General features: G+C 43.0%; 18 protein-coding genes. 12 read left to right on the top strand and 6 right to left on the bottom strand.

Annotated features, from left to right (window positions below; genetic code table 11):
* Window positions 1–85 precede the first annotated feature (85 nt).
* Window positions 86–892 (bottom strand): alpha/beta fold hydrolase, encoded by an 807-nt coding sequence (locus tag NAF19_RS22775; protein WP_252792652.1) that lies wholly within the window; start codon window positions 890–892, stop codon window positions 86–88.
* Between the two features lie 143 nt (window positions 893–1,035).
* Between NAF19_RS22775 and NAF19_RS22770 the strand changes: the two genes are divergently transcribed.
* Window positions 1,036–1,383, top strand: coding sequence for an MmcQ/YjbR family DNA-binding protein (locus NAF19_RS22770; protein ID WP_252792651.1), 348 nt, complete (start codon window positions 1,036–1,038; stop codon window positions 1,381–1,383).
* A gap of 66 nt (window positions 1,384–1,449) precedes the next feature.
* Here NAF19_RS22770 and NAF19_RS22765 read toward each other — a convergent pair whose 3' ends face one another.
* On the bottom strand, window positions 1,450–2,358 hold the full coding sequence (locus NAF19_RS22765) for a serine hydrolase (protein ID WP_252792650.1): 909 nt from the start codon (window positions 2,356–2,358) through the stop codon (window positions 1,450–1,452).
* A gap of 564 nt (window positions 2,359–2,922) precedes the next feature.
* Between NAF19_RS22765 and NAF19_RS22760 the strand changes: the two genes are divergently transcribed.
* Window positions 2,923–5,352: an ABC transporter permease gene (locus NAF19_RS22760; protein WP_252792649.1), complete on the top strand. Its 2,430-nt coding sequence runs from the start codon at window positions 2,923–2,925 to the stop codon at window positions 5,350–5,352.
* A gap of 117 nt (window positions 5,353–5,469) precedes the next feature.
* Here the strand turns inward: NAF19_RS22760 and NAF19_RS22755 are convergent, their stop codons facing one another.
* From NAF19_RS22755 to NAF19_RS22745, 3 genes are all read right to left on the bottom strand, one after another.
* The gene (locus NAF19_RS22755) at window positions 5,470–6,222 is read right to left on the bottom strand and encodes a hypothetical protein (protein WP_252792648.1); all 753 of its coding nucleotides are present in this window, start codon (window positions 6,220–6,222) and stop codon (window positions 5,470–5,472) included.
* A gap of 174 nt (window positions 6,223–6,396) precedes the next feature.
* On the bottom strand, window positions 6,397–7,098 hold the full coding sequence (locus tag NAF19_RS22750; protein WP_252792647.1) for a PspA/IM30 family protein: 702 nt from the start codon (window positions 7,096–7,098) through the stop codon (window positions 6,397–6,399).
* Window positions 7,099–7,243: 145 nt separating this feature from the next.
* Entirely contained in the window at window positions 7,244–7,975 is a 732-nt protein-coding gene (locus NAF19_RS22745; RefSeq protein ID WP_252792646.1) for a hypothetical protein, read from the bottom strand.
* Window positions 7,976–8,315: 340 nt separating this feature from the next.
* On the opposite strand from NAF19_RS22745, the gene NAF19_RS22740 reads away from it, so the two are divergent.
* The 7 genes from NAF19_RS22740 (at window position 8,316) to NAF19_RS22710 (ending at window position 14,210) form a co-directional block, all read left to right on the top strand.
* Entirely contained in the window at window positions 8,316–8,513 is a 198-nt protein-coding gene (locus NAF19_RS22740; protein WP_252792645.1) for a hypothetical protein, read from the top strand.
* A complete protein-coding gene (locus NAF19_RS22735; protein ID WP_252792644.1) occupies window positions 8,510–8,962 on the top strand; it encodes a hypothetical protein in 453 nt (150 codons plus the stop codon). Before NAF19_RS22740 ends, NAF19_RS22735 begins: the two co-directional genes overlap by 4 nt.
* A gap of 17 nt (window positions 8,963–8,979) precedes the next feature.
* Entirely contained in the window at window positions 8,980–9,735 is a 756-nt protein-coding gene (locus NAF19_RS22730) for a Type 1 glutamine amidotransferase-like domain-containing protein (RefSeq protein ID WP_252792643.1), read from the top strand.
* A gap of 37 nt (window positions 9,736–9,772) precedes the next feature.
* Window positions 9,773–10,108, top strand: a complete 336-nt coding sequence (locus NAF19_RS22725; RefSeq protein WP_252792642.1) for a hypothetical protein — start codon at window positions 9,773–9,775, stop codon at window positions 10,106–10,108.
* Window positions 10,109–10,191: 83 nt separating this feature from the next.
* Window positions 10,192–11,325: a tetraacyldisaccharide 4'-kinase gene (gene lpxK / locus NAF19_RS22720; protein WP_252792641.1), complete on the top strand. Its 1,134-nt coding sequence runs from the start codon at window positions 10,192–10,194 to the stop codon at window positions 11,323–11,325.
* The gene (locus NAF19_RS22715) at window positions 11,288–12,109 is read left to right on the top strand and encodes a purine-nucleoside phosphorylase (RefSeq protein ID WP_252792640.1); all 822 of its coding nucleotides are present in this window, start codon (window positions 11,288–11,290) and stop codon (window positions 12,107–12,109) included. Before lpxK ends, NAF19_RS22715 begins: the two co-directional genes overlap by 38 nt.
* The gene (locus NAF19_RS22710) at window positions 12,102–14,210 is read left to right on the top strand and encodes a putative porin (protein WP_252792639.1); all 2,109 of its coding nucleotides are present in this window, start codon (window positions 12,102–12,104) and stop codon (window positions 14,208–14,210) included. The genes NAF19_RS22715 and NAF19_RS22710 overlap by 8 nt, the downstream gene beginning before the upstream one ends.
* A gap of 165 nt (window positions 14,211–14,375) precedes the next feature.
* On the opposite strand, the gene NAF19_RS22705 is transcribed toward NAF19_RS22710, so the two are convergent.
* Window positions 14,376–15,557, bottom strand: a complete 1,182-nt coding sequence (locus NAF19_RS22705; protein WP_252792638.1) for an asparagine synthetase B — start codon at window positions 15,555–15,557, stop codon at window positions 14,376–14,378.
* A gap of 261 nt (window positions 15,558–15,818) precedes the next feature.
* Between NAF19_RS22705 and NAF19_RS22700 the strand changes: the two genes are divergently transcribed.
* The 3 genes from NAF19_RS22700 (at window position 15,819) to NAF19_RS22690 (ending at window position 16,885) form a co-directional block, all read left to right on the top strand.
* Window positions 15,819–15,977: a hypothetical protein gene (locus NAF19_RS22700; RefSeq protein ID WP_252792637.1), complete on the top strand. Its 159-nt coding sequence runs from the start codon at window positions 15,819–15,821 to the stop codon at window positions 15,975–15,977.
* 9 nt (window positions 15,978–15,986) lie between these two features.
* Window positions 15,987–16,310 carry a hypothetical protein gene (locus tag NAF19_RS22695; protein ID WP_252792636.1) on the top strand — a complete coding sequence of 108 codons (324 nt, stop codon included), beginning with the start codon at window positions 15,987–15,989 and terminating at the stop codon, window positions 16,308–16,310.
* Window positions 16,311–16,447: 137 nt separating this feature from the next.
* Window positions 16,448–16,885, top strand: coding sequence for a peptidylprolyl isomerase (locus tag NAF19_RS22690; protein ID WP_252792635.1), 438 nt, complete (start codon window positions 16,448–16,450; stop codon window positions 16,883–16,885).
* Window positions 16,886–16,934: the final 49 nt, after the last annotated feature.

Genomic DNA, 16,934 nt, shown 5'->3' with positions numbered 1-16,934 from the left:
AATGAAAAATATTGTTTTACTGCGGATATAATATTCTGTTTAAGTGTGTTGTTAAGTATAACAAACCTATTGCTGTCTACCAAAGCTAATCTTTAAAAAAACCGGTAACAGCTGCCGAAAACTCGGTATTTTTGCTGGCCGTATTGTGGTTGCCGGGCACATAATTTAACTCCGAATGGGGGATAAGCTTATTCAGGGCAATTTCCGAGCCGCTTTCTTTGTCATCGCTGCCGCGGATGATCAGTACCGGTTTGCGCACGGCTGCGAGTTCTTTTTTACTGGTTGATGGCTGCCACTTTTGTTGGTAAGCTAATGCAAGCACATCAAAAGGCTGCGAGCGAATATACTTCATCATATCATCAACATCATGCTGGCTGGTGTCGCCCATTAAAGCTTTGTAGGCGTGTACGCGGCGTGGCCACTCAGGGTTGATATAAGCATCGCCCATGCCGCCCATTACGGCCTTATGCAGCCGCTTATCCAGCACCAGGAGCCTCGACACAATTATGGAACCACGTGAATAACCCACAACATCGTAACTTTTAAGGTTTAAATGGGTAGCAAGTCCCATTATATCTTTAGCTTCGGCATCATTATTATACCCAGCATCGGTATGCGGCTTGTCCGACCGGCCATTTCCGCGCTGGTCCAAAATAATCACTTTATACCCCGCAGTTATTAAATCATTGTAAAGCAAACCGCTTTTCCACCCTTGTGACGTGCCAGAAAAGCCATGAATTAAAATTACCGGGTAGCCGTTTCCCTTTACCTCGTAATAAATTTTTGTGCTGTCGAACGAGGTATAGTAAGCACCATCGGCAGCAGTTTGTGCAAACACGCGGGCGCTGAGTATTAAGAAGAACGTTGCTATTAAAGTTAATGGCTTAAGCATATTTGTTGATTGGGTTAGATTAAGTTGATTAAGGTAAGTTCGTTGGTCTGCACAAAATAGAAAACGTTATTTAGTTTTTAAATATTGTTAATTTTAAAACAATAAAAAAGCACTGAGATTGCAACTTAATCAACCACCCAGCAATGACTATAGAAGACATACAAGCCCTTTGCCACCAGTTTGGCGGCGTAACCGAAGATATAAAGCTGGGCTCGCATTTATGTTTTAACGTGGGTGGTAAAACGTTCCTGTTTACGTCACCGGATAGCGTGCCCGTTTCCGCATCAGTTAAAGTGCCCGCCGAGGATTTTGAAGCCATTATATCAAAAGAAGGTTTCTCGCCGCAAGGATACGTTGCCCGCTACAAATGGGTACATATCGATGATATCGACCGATTAAGCTGGCAGGAATGGGAGTTTTATTTAAAACAATCGTACAAGCTAATTGCCGAAAAATTGCCCGCGAAGATGAGAAAGGAGTTAGGCGTTTAAGCCACGTTCCTTTTCCTTCGGACCTTTCCGACTTCTCCCAATCTCAAATCAACTAACCTCTAATCACTACTCGTCCTTCATATACTTATCCATCCCTGCAGGTGGCGCCCATTTGCTATCCGGTTCAAAATAATGCCATAACAGCGCCGATACTTTTCTTATCAGCATAGCCGCTTCGTTGTCATCTGTCCAGCGCTGGTCTTTGTTATGATTAGTGATGATAGAAAACACGTAATCGCCATGCAGGGCGTTAACAATCACAGTTTCTGATTTCGATTCGTCCAGAGCGCCTTGTTTCGATGCCGTTTGAATGTAAGGCGGTATTTGCGATATGGCTTTATCATCCCAAAATATGCGCCCCATGTTTCGGTACATACGTTCGCTGGCTGCCGGGCTAACTGCTTCGCCATTGCGTATCATGGTAAACAGGCGGCACATTTCAAAAGGTGTGGTAACGCCCCAGCCATATTTTGCACGGATAGCTTCGCGGCCCGGAACACGCGAGTTAACGCGCATCACCTTAAAGCCGTTTTTGTCAAGCCAGTTGTTTATATAATCGCCGCCAACCAGTTTTTGCAGCCAAACGCTGGCGGTGTTATCGCTCATAGTAATCATCAGCAGGGCAACCTTGCTCACTTCAATGGTATCTTTATCCTTAAACGAACCTAAAATATCCTCACCCTTATACAATAGCGAGTCACGGTAAACCAGCTTTTGGTTGTATTGCATTTCGCCTTTTTCAATTTTATCCATCAGTCCGCATTGAATGCTAACCTTTATCATGCTGGCCGTCGGGAAAAGTGTATCGGCATTCATGGCGGCGGTTTTACCTGTTTTAAGGTTATGTACATAAATGCCCACCTGGCCGTTGAAGCCCTTAACAGCATCCTGCAGTTTGGCAGTAAGTTTTGCATCGGTTTGGGCGAAGGAGGCTGATGTTACTAAGAGGGCAAATAGTAAAAATTTGTATTTCATAAAACTAAGATACGTGATTGTTGCTCTTGTTGGTGTGCCGCTAATAAAACTATGTAAAAGAATGGAACACCCTTGCTATTAGATAGTTATAAGTATGGATAAAATATATTATTCCTTAATATCTGATTATCAGTAATTTACATATGTGGATTTTGTAAAATCATAAATATTTGATAATGAGCATGTTTCATAGCGTTCGGGGTGTTCCGCATGAAAAAATGGAACGCTTTGCCAGCTGTAACTATCGATCTGAATGACAAAATAATTCTTCCGAACACACATGGTGACAACTCCAACAAACGCGAATTGGGAAAGGGCAAGCACGGAAGGGTGGGAACAGCGAAAATCCCAAAATCATACAAATCCAATAAATCATAGTTCAAACACGTACATCCATTGTATCAAAAACGGACGGAAATAAATTAACAAAATGAGTTAATGTATTAATTATCAATAAATTAATCCTTTGGCATTCTCTTAGCCGAAGTTCAATAGATATTAATCGGTAATGAGTTTAAGCAGGCGAACACCCAATGAACTAATGAACCATTAAACCAATGAACTATGTTAAGAAGTTATTTAAAAACCGCTTTTCGCTTTTTGTTAAAGAACAAAACATTCAGCGCTATCAATATTTTTGGATTAGCTGCCGGCACGCTGTGCTGCCTGTATATACTGTTATATGTGCAGGAGCAATACAGTTTTGATAAGCAGCATAAAGATGCAAAAAGCATTTACCGCATCACAACCGACCTGGCGCTTACAGGCGATAAACACCATGGCGGTGCTTCCTCGCCGCCCATTTCCCCCGCAATGAAAAGGGATTTTCCTGAGGTGCAGAATTTCACCCGCGCCATAAAAACTGATATGCTCGGCGCCAAACAACATTTGTTGCGCTACAAAGAGCAGGCGTTTTACGAGACTGGTGCATTCTATGTCGATTCTACTTTCTTCGATATTTTTACCTACAACTTTGTTGAGGGGCACGCGCCCCATGCGCTGGACGAACCTTATTCGATTGTAATAATGAAATCGACCGCTGAAAAACTTTTCGGACGCGACCAGGCGGTTGGTAAATTGATAAACATTAACGATGCCTACGGCAAGCATGATTTTAAAATAACCGGAGTTATCGACCAAAGCCTTGGCCACTCGCACCTGGAGGGTAATATGTTTATCTCGATGAAGAGCGGCGAAGTTGGCGTATCATTCGCAAATAACCACGAGTGGGCGGGTAATAATTTTCTTTATGCTTATGTGAAATTGCGCCCCGATGCTGACGCAAAGTCCCTGGAGAAAAAGCTACCCGCTTTTTTGAATAAATATGCGGGTAAAGAAATGCAGGCCATGGGTATGCAAAAGCAACTGCATTTACAAAATATTGCAGCCATACATACCACCGGTGGTTTTGACGTAGAACCAAGCAAAACCGCCGACCCGTCGTTTCTTTTTATACTGATATTAATTGCGGTGTTGATACAGGTAATTGCCTGTATTAACTTCATGAACCTTTCAACCGCCAGAGCCTCTAAAAGAGCTAAAGAAGTTGGCGTCCGTAAAGTAATCGGCGCAGGTAAATACGATTTGATAAAACAGTTTTTAGGCGAATCGTTCCTGCTCGCATTTATAGGGGTGATTATTGCCTTGCCCTTACTATGGGTGGCCCTTCCGTATTTAAACGGCATTACGCATACCGATATTCATTTGTCCTTTTTTGCTGATTACCGCCTTTGGCTGATGCTAGCAGGCCTTGTTTTAATAACCGGCCTGGTTGCCGGCAGCTACCCCGCATTTTACCTTTCTGCTTTCGAGGCGATAAAGGTTATTAAAGGAAATTTTACAAGTAAAATTTCAGCTGCTGGTATCCGCCGCTCGCTGGTGGTGTTCCAGTTTGTGCTGTCGATCGTGCTTATTACCGGCATCATCATCATCTATAGCCAGTTAAATTTTATCAAGTCGAAAGACCTGGGCTTTGATAAAAACCAAAAACTGGTGTTTAACTTTTACACCATGGATTCGCAGATGAAAACGCCGGCCCTGGCTAATGATTTAAAAACCCTGGCCGACGTTAAGGCAGTTACGAGCGCCGATAATTACCTGAGCCAGTTTGTGATGCACGACCACGGGGTGTATCCTGCCGGTGGTAATATGCAAACTGCAACCGATGCACAAAATATAGCCTGCGACCAGTTTTTTATGAAAGCCAACGGGATTAAATTGTTGAGTGGCCGTGACTTTCTGCCGAACGACTCTGGCAAAGTGCTTATTAACCAAACGCTTGCGAAACGATTGAATTTAAACTCCCAAACCGCTATAGGAGCAAGGCTATACTCGCGATACGGCAATCAGCCTGCAACTTATGTTACCGTTGCAGGGGTAATGAAAGATTTTAACTACAATTCGCTACACGAAGACGTGAGGCCTTTTATGCTGGTTTATGACGCCAATCCTGCCGACCTGCCAACCATGACAATATCAGTAAGCAGCTCGAACTACAAAGAGCTTTTGACGCGGATTGGTGAGATTTGGAAAAAAGATATGCCGGCCGTTCCATTTGAATATTCATTTCTTGATGATGAGGTACAGAAGCTATACGAGAACGAGATTATTCAGTCGCAAATTATCAATTCATTTACGCTGGTAGCTATAATAATATCATGTCTTGGTCTTTTCGGGTTAGCAGCATTCAGCGCCGAACAGCGAAGCAAAGAAATTGGCATCCGTAAAGTTTTAGGCTCAAGTGTATCAGGCATCGTACAGCTTTTGTCTAAAGATTTTTTAATCCTGGTTGTTATCTCATTCGTCATCGCAACGCCGTTAGCATGGTACGGAGGCTCTAAGTGGCTGCAGGGCTTCAGTTACCGGATAACGTTAAGCTGGTGGATGTTTGCAGCAGCGGGTTTACTGGCCGTTATTATAGCTTTTATTACCGTAAGTTCACAAGCTATAAAAGCAGCTTTAATGAACCCGGTGAAGAGTTTGAAAAGCGAGTAGGCAGTAGCAGTCGGCAGTCGAATAATTAAATCAGAATTTACAGGATGAATACCGACCCTGTAAATTCTGATTCGGACGATATTAGCAGATTTGTTACCAATGAACTAATGAACTAACCTACCAAAGAAATAAAGGCACTAACCAAATCGGTGAAATATAATATGGGTCGTAATAGGGTTCGTAATAAGTAACAGTTTCTTGTTCTATTATTTCGCCGTTATTACCGCCGCCAAAATTGTTGCCGCCCTGCTTTTGATTTTCCTCCTCCTGCATCAGCTTTATCATCAGTTCAGTGCCCTGGTTTATCATGTCAACCATTGCATCTTCGCCAACTTCTTCGGGTTTGATAGCGGCATTACATATTTCTTCTATTTCGCTCCAGTTATTGTCCGAAACCAAATCCATCTGCCAACCTGCCGATGTAGTATCAAACCGGTTCTCGTTAATGAACGACATGAACACTATCTCTGCCGGATCAACCTTTTTAAATATGGCTACAGCAATTCGCAGGTCGTCAAAGCGTTCGTTATCGGTATAACTAAACCATGCGTCGTCGGTCTCAAAATCGAAGTAGCGTTCAAAGGCAAATTCGCCTTTTTCCAGGTCGACGTACGAGAAAATATCGTAAACTTTCAGGTACTCGGTATAGCGCTTCATAAAGGTATCGAACACCTGGCGGCCACTGGCGGTAACCTGGTAGTTCATGCCACTGGTGGTCATATAACCTTTCGACATAAGGTCGATAAACAAGGGCTCCAGCACACTGTCGTCGCCATTGGCAACGGTTTGAAACTGGTGTGTGCCATTTATCATCTCGTTTAAAATGATAATGGCTTTAAATGATTTTTTATTATCGTTTGTTAAATACATGGGGGTAAAAAAAAAACGTCATTGCGAGGAACGAAGCAATCTCTTCACATGCTAATCAATGAAGTACGATATTTGGGGAAACGTGCATTCGGCATACAGGATGCAATAAACATTAAGTTTCCTGACTGTCCTGTGCAGAGATTGCTTCGTTCCTCGCAATGACGGGTGGGGTTTTTAATTCAACAACTTCGTCCTTTTAGCTTTAATCGCTTCCAGTGCATTTGATGACGAACCTGTGCCCAAAGCTTTATTTATTTCCTGCTCGGTTGATAAAGCCGAATCATCAATCTGCGCGTAAGCAGCTGCACGGAATTCCTGCGCCGATGCCTTTTGGTCCATACGGTTAAGTGTAGCCATCAGGCCGTCGGTATCAACGCTCGATAATGTTTTGCTGATCTTTTCAGAAACCTCCGCAGTTTTAGCGCGCGACTGTATCATTTGTGAGCGGCTTTCAGTTTCGGCAATCTGGTCCTTAATCTGTTTTATTTTAAGGTCCATTACGGCAACAGCGCTTTCTTCTTTTTCGGCCATCTTTGCGTACTCATTGGCTTCATTTTCGGCAGCAACATGTGCCTCAGCGGCTTTGTTTGCCAGTTCGTTGCCTTTAGCTTCATCAAGCTGCTTTGTTTCAATACGGTCTAAAAGCTCATTTGCTTTTTTCTCCCATTCATCAGCGGCGTTGCGGCTTTTAAGTTCGCTTGCACGATGTTGCAGGGCCATTGCTTTTATTTCAGCTTCGCCCTGTATGGCTTGCTGGTAATTGGCGCGTAGCTCGCGTAAAATCTGGTCGGCCATTTTTGCCGGATCTTCTAATTTATCAACTGCTGCGTTTGCTTCTGCCGCACCAATGCGGAATAACCTGTCGAATATGCTCATTTTCTTAAATTTAGATGTTTAGTGTTTATATTATTTGATTTACGAATTTCACGAATTGTATCGAATTTTAAGCTGCATTAGGCCGCCTTTTTCAATCTATACGAATTCGTGAAATCCGTCTTAATTCGTGAAATTTGTGTCATTATTATCTTCTTCTGCCAAAGCCCCTGCTTCTTCCAAATCCACTGCGTCCCGAACTGCTGCTATGCCCGAACCCGCCACTGCGTACCCGGCCCGAACTGCTGCGTGTACCAAACGACCGCTGTGACCTTACCGGGCTGCTTAAGCTGCTGCGGCTGCTCGCCCTCGATGACATCGACGATGAACTTGTAGGCCTGAATGTGCCGTAAGTACGTGTATGTACATACGATGACGGATAATAACCGTAGTGGTACATCGGCATGTAATAAGCGTGCGGACGCATCAGGTAACTCAGCAATAACATGTCACCAAACGAAAACGACGAGTGGTAATAATTGTTATACCCCACATAGTTCGGGTTACCCTGTATGCTTAAATCTGCCGTGTTATTGGTGTTGTCGGGGCTTACGTTAATGCTGGCAACTGTTACCGATTCGGAATTGCTTACATCGTCTAAAACCTTCAGCTTGTTGCCGTCGGCTTCCTGAACTTTCAGGTAGTCGATATTGCCGTCTTTGTCAAGGTCGAGGTTGTTGATGCGGTTTGCCGGGTCATTTATGGCCTTTTCAAGCGTAGCCGGGTCGGTGCTGGTTTTTACAAATTGCGCCAGCTTGTTTACATCGAAACCTGCTGTGGTATTATTTTCAATAGTTACATTGTTTTGCTGCGGGCGGTTTTGGTTGCACGCAGAGGCCATAAATACTAACAGGGTTAGCGCTATGAATATTTTTTTCATGATGATTTTAATGAGTTGTTTTTTGACCGGCTATAGCAGCATTGATCGTTGTTGTTTGTGCCGGTTGGCTGTTTTTTGTTTTAGTTACCATATTTAGAGATAGGGATGTGGCAGTATGTTACAAAAATATAAAGAAATTTTTATTAGTCCGGAAAGTCGGAAAAGTCCGGAAGTTGAAAAAGAATTGGTTAAGGTGTTTGCTATAAATTAGTTAACTTACATTATGAAGACATTCATGCTGACAGGGGATTTATAGCCTGACTTTTCCCTGTTTTATATTGAATTGAGTTTTTATCGTTATATTTATGTTAATAAAAAATGCTGTGTTATATTTGAGCTAATGGAAAGAAAAATGGCTAAGGTGGTTAATCATGTTAAAGTGGAAGAAGAGGACCACGCTGATTTGCTTTTTTGGCGGTCAAAAAGTATTACAGAACGATTGGCCGAAGTAACCCGGCTGAGAAAGAACTATTACACCTGGTTAAACGGTTCTTTCCCCGAAAAAATGGCCAGGGTTATCACCTCCCGACCCTCATGATTTTTGAAAGGGATTTTATCGACTTTATTGAATTGCTTAACATTCACAGTGTTGAGTATATGGTTGTCGGTGTCCATGCCCTGGCTTTTCATGGACGGCCAAGACATACGGGTGACTTAGATATTTGGATTAAGCCAAGTATTGAAAATGCTGACAAAATGGTTAATGTTCTCAAAGATTTTGGGTTTGAATCGTTACGGCTCATCAAAGAGGATTTCTTAAAAGAAAATTACGTCACCCAGTTAGGTTATCCTCCTTTAAGGATAGCTATTTTGAATGCGATATCGGGTGTTAATTTTGAAGAAGCCTATGCCGGCCGGATTATAGGCCATGAGGAAGATTTAACTATTTCATTTATCAATATACAGGATTTCATCGCTAATAAAATGGCAACAGGACGTGCGAAAGATTGGGGAGATATTGACCTGCTTAATAATAAATCAGAGTAGACAAAAAAACATTTGAATTGAAAAAGATATATCTTTCGGCACTACTATTGGCGTACTGCTTCGCCGCAATGGCGCAACAACCCACCCGCACTATTTTTGCCTATGGCGGCAACTATAACAAGCAGTTTATGCAATATGTTATTACCCTTACCAAAAAGGCAAACCCCAAAATATGCTTTGTTGCCACGGCTACAGGCGATGATGTTAATTACATTGTGGATTGGTATGGCGCATGCGAAGGTTTAATAATGCGGCCTTATTTGCAGCATACCTATGTAGCCTCGTACACCGAGAAAAAAACATTTGAAGAAAATTTACTAAGCATGGACGCCATTGTAGTTGGCGGCGGCAATACGCTAAACATGATGGCCATCTGGAAAGCACAGGGAATAGATACCGTGTTGCGCAAAGCTTATAACAAAGGCATAATACTGGCTGGCGGCAGCGCAGGTTCGTTATGCTGGTTCCAGGGCGGCACTACAGATTCGCGGCCTAAGGAACTGTCCATAGTACAGTGTCTTGGTTTTATACAAACCAGTCATTGCCCGCATTACCACAGTGAGCCCCTGCGCAAACCGCTGTATTTTGAAAATATCCTGAAAGGCAAACTAAGCCCCGGCTACGCTATAGACGATATGGCCGGGATAGTTTTTGAAAACGAAAAATATGTTAAGTCGGTAGCTGCAGATGATAAGAGCAATACTTATTATGTATCGGTAATTGATGGGAAGGTGGATGAGAAGTTGTTGCCGGTAGCTGAAGTGATTAAATGAAGATATTAGTATCCTCTCAAATATTTATAGAAGAATAATGACAAAGCGGGAGAAGTATCATTTGGTTTTTAAAAAATTAGTTAGTTCAAGCGGAACAATATTTTTTGAGGCGAGAAGCGAATTAGAGGATTATTTTGATTTGGCGATCCATATCAGCCAAAGCGATAAAATTCACACGGTCAGCCAAATAAATGCACTCGACAGGGTACGAAATGGATATAAAGCAGACGGTTTTTGGGGCGAAGTTTTTGGTTCACCGCTCTATATCTATGCCAGCAACAACACCGTTGAAGTTGGAGAGGGTGACACGTTTTTAGGAATTGAGGACTATAAGGAACTATTACAAGAGTGGCTTATCTTTATAACCTCATAACTCATCTCATCAAGCGTAATTTTAGAATACATCCGCCTCAAATCCTTAAAATCCATTAATCCCGGTTATCTTTGCACCCAACTATGAAATACCTGCGCTGGCTGTTGCTGCCTTTTTCATTACTGTACGGATTGGTCGTTATTATGCGCAACTGGTTTTACGATGCGGGATTATTTAAAAGCTATAAGTTCACCAAACCCATTATCTCGGTCGGCAACCTCGAAGTTGGCGGCGCAGGCAAAAGCCCGATGACGGAGTATCTTATCCGCTTGTTAAAGTCAGATTATAAACTTGCTACATTAAGCAGGGGCTACGGGAGAAAAACAAAAGGATATTTAGTCGCAGAGAGTCAAGAGTCAAGAGTCAAGAATCAAGAAGAAAAAAAAGACTCAGGACTTTCGACTCAAGACTTTAGACTTTCTCAAAAAATCGGCGACGAACCCGCCCAGTTCCATCAAAAATTTCCGGACATTGCGGTTGCGGTTTGCGAGGATAGGGTAGCGGGATTAATTAAATTACTCCTCAATCACGATTTAATATTAATGGATGATGCTTACCAGCATCGCGCGGTTACACCAGGTTTGAGCATCCTGCTATTTGATTATACCCGCATTAACCAGCCCCACTTTTTGTTGCCGGCCGGCAACATGCGCGAGCCTTTCAGCGGTAGGTGGAGGGCGCAGGTTATTATTATATCCAAATGCCCTGCATCTATCACCCATGACGAGCAGGTTGAGTTGGCGCATAAGATAGAACCATTGCCATATCAGCAATTATTTTTTACATCGATAGCTTATCAGGGTCTGCATGATTTGAACGGAAATGAGGCGGATATAACTGTCGATAAGGACACTACTGTGTTTTTACTAACCGGTATTGCCAATCCGCAGCCGCTGTTACAATATTTAAGTAACAACACCCCGAACATTGTCCACCATAATTATCCCGATCATCACCCGTTTACCTTAAAAAATATTGCTAAACTTGCCGCTGAATACGCTGCCCATCCATCGCAAAAAAAAATAATTATTACAACAGAAAAGGATGCACAGCGTTTAGAAGAATCGTGGTTAAAACAGGGCGGGCAAAACGACGAAAAACTGCCTGTTTTTGTAATGCCGATACAGGTTGAGTTTTTAAATAACAGCGGCAGCCAATTTGATAAAATTGTTTTAGATTATGTTAGAGAGCATACAAAGGACCACAGCATACATTAAAAGCCGCATTGGTGATTTTGAACCCGAAGTGGGTATAATTTTAGGCACCGGCCTGGGCGCCCTGGTTAACGAAATTGAAGTTGAAAAGCAGCTGATGTATTCAAACATCCCCGACTTCCCGATCTCGACTTTGGAGTTTCATAGCGGCAAGCTAATTTTTGGCAAGCTAAACGGCGTAAAAGTGGTTGCCATGCAAGGCAGGCTTCATTATTACGAAGGCTATAACATGCAGCAAATTACCTTCCCGGTTAGGGTGATGAAAATGCTGGGTATAAAAACACTATTTGTGTCGAACGCCAGCGGCTCGTTAAACCCCGACTTTAAAAAAGGCGACTTGATGGTCATTGAGGATCATATAAATCTGCAGCCCCACAACCCGCTTACCGGCCGCAACGAGGAAGAACTCGGCCCCCGGTTCCCGGACATGAGCGAACCTTACGAGCGTGATTTAATTGATAAAGCATTAAATATTGCAAGAGCAAACAATATTACCTGCCACAAGGGAGTTTACGTTGGGGTTACGGGCCCTAACCTTGAAACAAAAGCCGAGTATAAGTACTTACGTATAATAGGTGGCGACGCCGTTGGGATGAGTACTGTCCCCGAAGTGATTGTTGCAAGGCATGCGGGCTTAACAGTTTTTGCCATTTCGGTATTAACTGATGAGGGTTTTCCCGAAGTTTTAAAGCCGGTATCGTTGGAAGAAATACTGGCCGTTGCACACGTTGCCGAACCAAAAATGACATTGATACTTAAAGAATTGATAGCCGGTTTTAATGCCTGATAAACTGAAATACATCTTATTATTACTTATCTGCGTTTGTACGCAGGCTGCTTTTTCGCAAATAAGGCGCGGTAACCAAAATTATCCCGGTCAGCAGCAGGGCGATGGGCAGACAAATTTGCGCGATACCAGTACCCGGGGCGGCAAAATACTGACCACTGACCAGCAACTCGATTCGCTGCGTAAAAAACAAGAGCGAAAAAAAGACAGCGTTGTTTTTAACTCGAAATTCATCAGGGTTACCAGCGAACGTTTTTTGCGCGATAGCACGGTATTATTTGCTTTGGATACCGCGCTGTATAACTATGAAAATTACAGCCCGCTTTTACAGCCGCGTTCGCCCAAAATAAGCCTCGGTAATACCGGGCTCTCGGCGCGCAGTTTATTGTTTGAGCCATCGCGTACTATTGGCTTCGAGACTGGCCTGCACGAGCTCGATCCTTATATGCTGCGGCCCGAAAATATAAATTATTACCGGGCCCGGGTGGCCTACACGCAGCTTTACCTGGTTGGCTACACCGGGGTTAAAGAGCAGATATTTAAAATATTGCATACGCAAAACGTTAACCCGCAGCTTAACGTTGGGTTCAATTTAAATTTTACAGGTTCGAGGGGTTACTATGCCTACAACAATGTTTTGGCGCAAAATGTTAGCGATGTTAATGCTGCCGCTTTTGCCTGGTACGAATCAAAAAGCAAGCGGTATAACTTGTTATCCAACTTAATTTATAATAACCTTAAGGCGCCCGTAACCGGTTCGATATTAAACGATTCTATTTTTGTAACCGGGTCGATCGATAAAAGCTCCGAACCTGTGAGGCTGCAGTCGGCATTTGAAAACTGGAAAGGCGGCTCATTTTATTTAAAACAGTTTTATTACATAGGGCATATCGATAGCGTAAGCACCGGCAAAGGCAAAGCATCGATATTGCCGACGCAGCGCGTGGCATTTACTTTCAAGTACGACGCGACGAAATATGAGTTTTTGCAAAATGGCGCCGATCAGTATAATGTGTTTCCCGATTATTACTATGGCTCCAACCGCTCGCGCGACTCGCTTTCTGTCACGCACCTGCAAAACGACTTTTCATATAGTTTTTACCTCCGCAGTAAAAGCGAAAAGGCTGTTAAAAACGAATTGAAGCTTGATGTAGGGCTTACCCAGGATATTTTTAGTTACGGCCAGTTTGTAAGCGATACAGTATTAAACCAATATGGAGCAAAAGTTGTGTTGCCTTACCGCGTACAAAAAAATTCCTTCCAGGACCTGACGGCTAAAGGGAAGCTAAGCTATAAACTGAGCGACAGGGCATTCCTGGAAGCCAATGTTCAGCAAGTTTTCCAGGGCCGCGATTTCGGCGACTTTTTATACGATGCCAAAGTAACACTTGCCGGTAATAATAAGGCAGGCAAAATAATTTTGGAGGGGTATTCCCAAAGCAGTTCGGCGCCGCTGGTGTACACCAGCTGGATATCCAATCACTTTATTTTTCATAACAAGTTCAGCAATCAAAAAACCAACAGCGTGTCGTTTAACTATGTAAATGCACCGCTAAAGTTCGATTTTAAGGCTGAATACTTTTTAATATCCGACTATCTGTATTTTACCGCCCAAAACAATGGTATCGACGCCCATCCTGCGCAGTTAAACAGTCCTATCAATTTGATAAAGCTAAGTGTAGGTAAAAGTATAGCCTGGCGCCGCTGGCATTTTGATACCTACCTGGTCTACCAAAAAACCGATTACGAGAAAACCCTGCGCACACCACAGTTTTATAACTATACCAGCATCTATTATAAGGCCCTTTTATTTAAAGTGCTGTATTCGAACATAGGTATGGACGTACGTTACAATACATCGTACACAGCCCCTTCATATGCACCTGGCCTTGGTCAGTTTTACAATGGAGCAAACGTAAGCTTTTCATCATACCCTGTGGCAACCATATTTTTGAAAGCCACCCTGCAGCGCACCAACCTGTTTGTAATGTACGATTACGCCAACCAGGGGCTGTTCAGCAAAGGCTACTACACCGTAAACCGCTACCCGCAGCAGGATCATATGCTGAAGATTGGGATATCGTGGGCGTTTTATAACTAGCGGCGAGTCCCCCCGGCCCCCTGAAGGGGGCGTTGAAAGCAATATCGAACATCGAATGTTGAATGATGAATTTCGAAGTTTGCTACTTCATTATTGGACATTAGTTATTCAGAGTTCGATATTTAGCCGTATAACGGTGTTCTGCTCCCCTTTAGGGGCTGGGGGCTACGTCTTCTGCTTCTTCTTCTTCGCAGCCGGAAACAACACGTTATTTAAAATAAGCCTGTAGCCGGGCGAGTTGGGGTGCAGCTTCAGGTCGGTTGGCGGGTCGCCAACGATGTGTTGGTAGTCTTCGGGGTCGTGGCCACCGTAAAATGTCCATTGGCCTTTGCCATATTCACCGTGTATGTAGCGGGCTTCGTTATTGCTTTTCGTTTCGCCCATGATGGTTACGCCGGGCTTAAGGTAGTTTTTATTGAAGGCGGTGGTAAGGCCCATAAAGCCTTTTATCACTTTGTCGTGGTTTTGGGTAAGCATGCTTGGCACTACATCCCACTTGGCCGAAAAATCAAACAAGGTAAAAAAGTCCCGTGTGCGCTCTACCTGCCGGGTTGAAGTAACATCGATATTGCTAAACTGGTGCGACATCGGGTTCATATCCAGCGTAAAATTTTTAAAAGCAAAAGTTTGGCTAAAATCAAGCTTTGATTGTGCGGCAGGGTCGGCGGCATCGCCGTCGAACATCTGTTCGCAGATATCGGTATTGGCTGATGCCAGGGCGATGTCAAACGTATCTGTACCCGAGCACATGGCAAAAAGGAAGCCACCACCGGCGCAAAAGTCGCGGATATGCTCTGCAACAGCCAGTTTCATTTGCGACACCTTTTTAAAGCCAAGTTTATGCGCAGTTTGTTCTTGTATGCGTATATCATCGTTATACCATTGTTCGTACCTGAACGCGCCGTAAAACTTACTGTATTGCCCGGTAAAGTCCTCGTGGTGCAGGTGCAGCCAGTCGTACTTGGGTAAATCGCCTTTAATTACTTCTTCGTCATAAACAACATCGTAAGGTATCTCGGCGTATTTTAATACCAGCGTAACGGCATCATCCCAGGGTAGTTTGTTTTTTGGCGAATACACTGCCATTTTAGGCGCTTTCTCCAGTTTAACCACATCCATATTTACGGATGGATCGCTCACTTCTGTTAATATCTGGTCCGCTTTTGCATCTGCTAAAACCTGGTAACTTACACCGCGTATTTTACATTCGTCCTCAATCTTTTTATCATACTTCATCATAAAGCTGCCGCCACGGTAGTTAAGCAGCCAGTCAATTTCCTCGCCGTTTTTAAGCGTCCAGAAAGCTATGCCGTACGATTTTAGGTGATCCTTTTGTTCCTCATCCATAGGGATTAGGATAGAGGCAGCCCGTGTGAGGATTGGTAAATGGGTTAAAGCTAAAAGCAGAAAGGTGAAAGCTGAAAGGCGAAAGGAAAAAGGGGAGGAGATTTGTCTACGCATTTTATTGAACACTTTTCGGTATTGATGATCAAATGTAACGAATAATTGGTGAAGCTATTATTATTGCAAGCTCTTGTCAATCAAAAGTAATATATTCACCTTAAATAGCCTGTGGCAGGATTTACCAATCAATTGAAAAACTTAAATATGGAGACTAAAAAATATAAATACAGTTATTTGCCGATGGCGTACAGTATGGCAAAAATTTTGTTTTGTTCATTTCTTTTCTACCTGGTAACCACAAATATTGCACCTTCAACAAACTGGATTTATGTTGGCTGCGGGATTTTAGTCCTGGTTAGCTAGTTCTCCTATATGTTGATAAAGGCAGGGGTGCCTTTTTTAAAGGGAAAGGTAGCGTTGGAACTGGACAGGGAAAAGATTCAATATTTTGTAAAAGGTTGGATGCAACTTCAATATACCAGGGAAATTATTTTTTGGAAAGACATACGATCTATAGAATATTCATCATTGCCGCATGTTGGTCCTTTAATAACTTTTAGAATAACAGATGGTGGTAACGATGCCAGTATATACCCCAATTATATTGCTTTCAATACCGATGAATTATACCGCACAATTCTAGAATATTTTGAAACGAGCAAGTCATCAATGCATGTTGCAATGCAAACAAACTAAACGTATTGAATACTTGGTTGCATGCATAAGTTAGTATTTTCAAAAAAACCTTCCGCCTTTAACCACTAATCTCTCACCCAAAAAACCTTTCCTCCTTTTACCTTTTTTACTACCTTTGCCTACTATTTTTAAAAAAGATGAGCAAAGCAATTATCAAAACCGAAAAAGGCGACATGACCGTTGAGTTTTTTGACAAGGATGCACCAAACACGGTTGCAAACTTTCTGGGCCTGGCAAAGTCGGGCTTTTATAACAACGTTACATTCCACAGGGTTATCCCTAATTTCGTAATACAGGGCGGCGACCCAACAGGTACAGGCGCAGGTGGTTCTGGCACACGTATCGACTGTGAGCTTACAGGCGACAACCAATACCACGACCGCGGTGTTTTATCAATGGCTCACGCAGGCCGCAACACAGGCAGCTCGCAGTTTTTTATCTGCCATAGCCGCGATAACACTGCCCATTTAGACCGCAACCACACCGTATTTGGTAAAGTGGTTGAAAATGTTGAAGTGGTTGACGCCATTAAACAAGGTGATAAAATATTAGGAATCGACGTTATTGAGGAATAGTGAATAAAGAGTGGAGCGTAGTGAGTGGTTTGGCAATTCAAAAACTACT

The sequence above is a fragment of the Mucilaginibacter flavidus genome (assembly GCF_024055575.1).
GTDB lineage: Bacteria > Bacteroidota > Bacteroidia > Sphingobacteriales > Sphingobacteriaceae > Mucilaginibacter > Mucilaginibacter flavidus.
The sequence above is the reverse complement of the archived record's forward strand: the minus strand, read 5'-3'. Positions and strand labels throughout refer to the sequence as shown.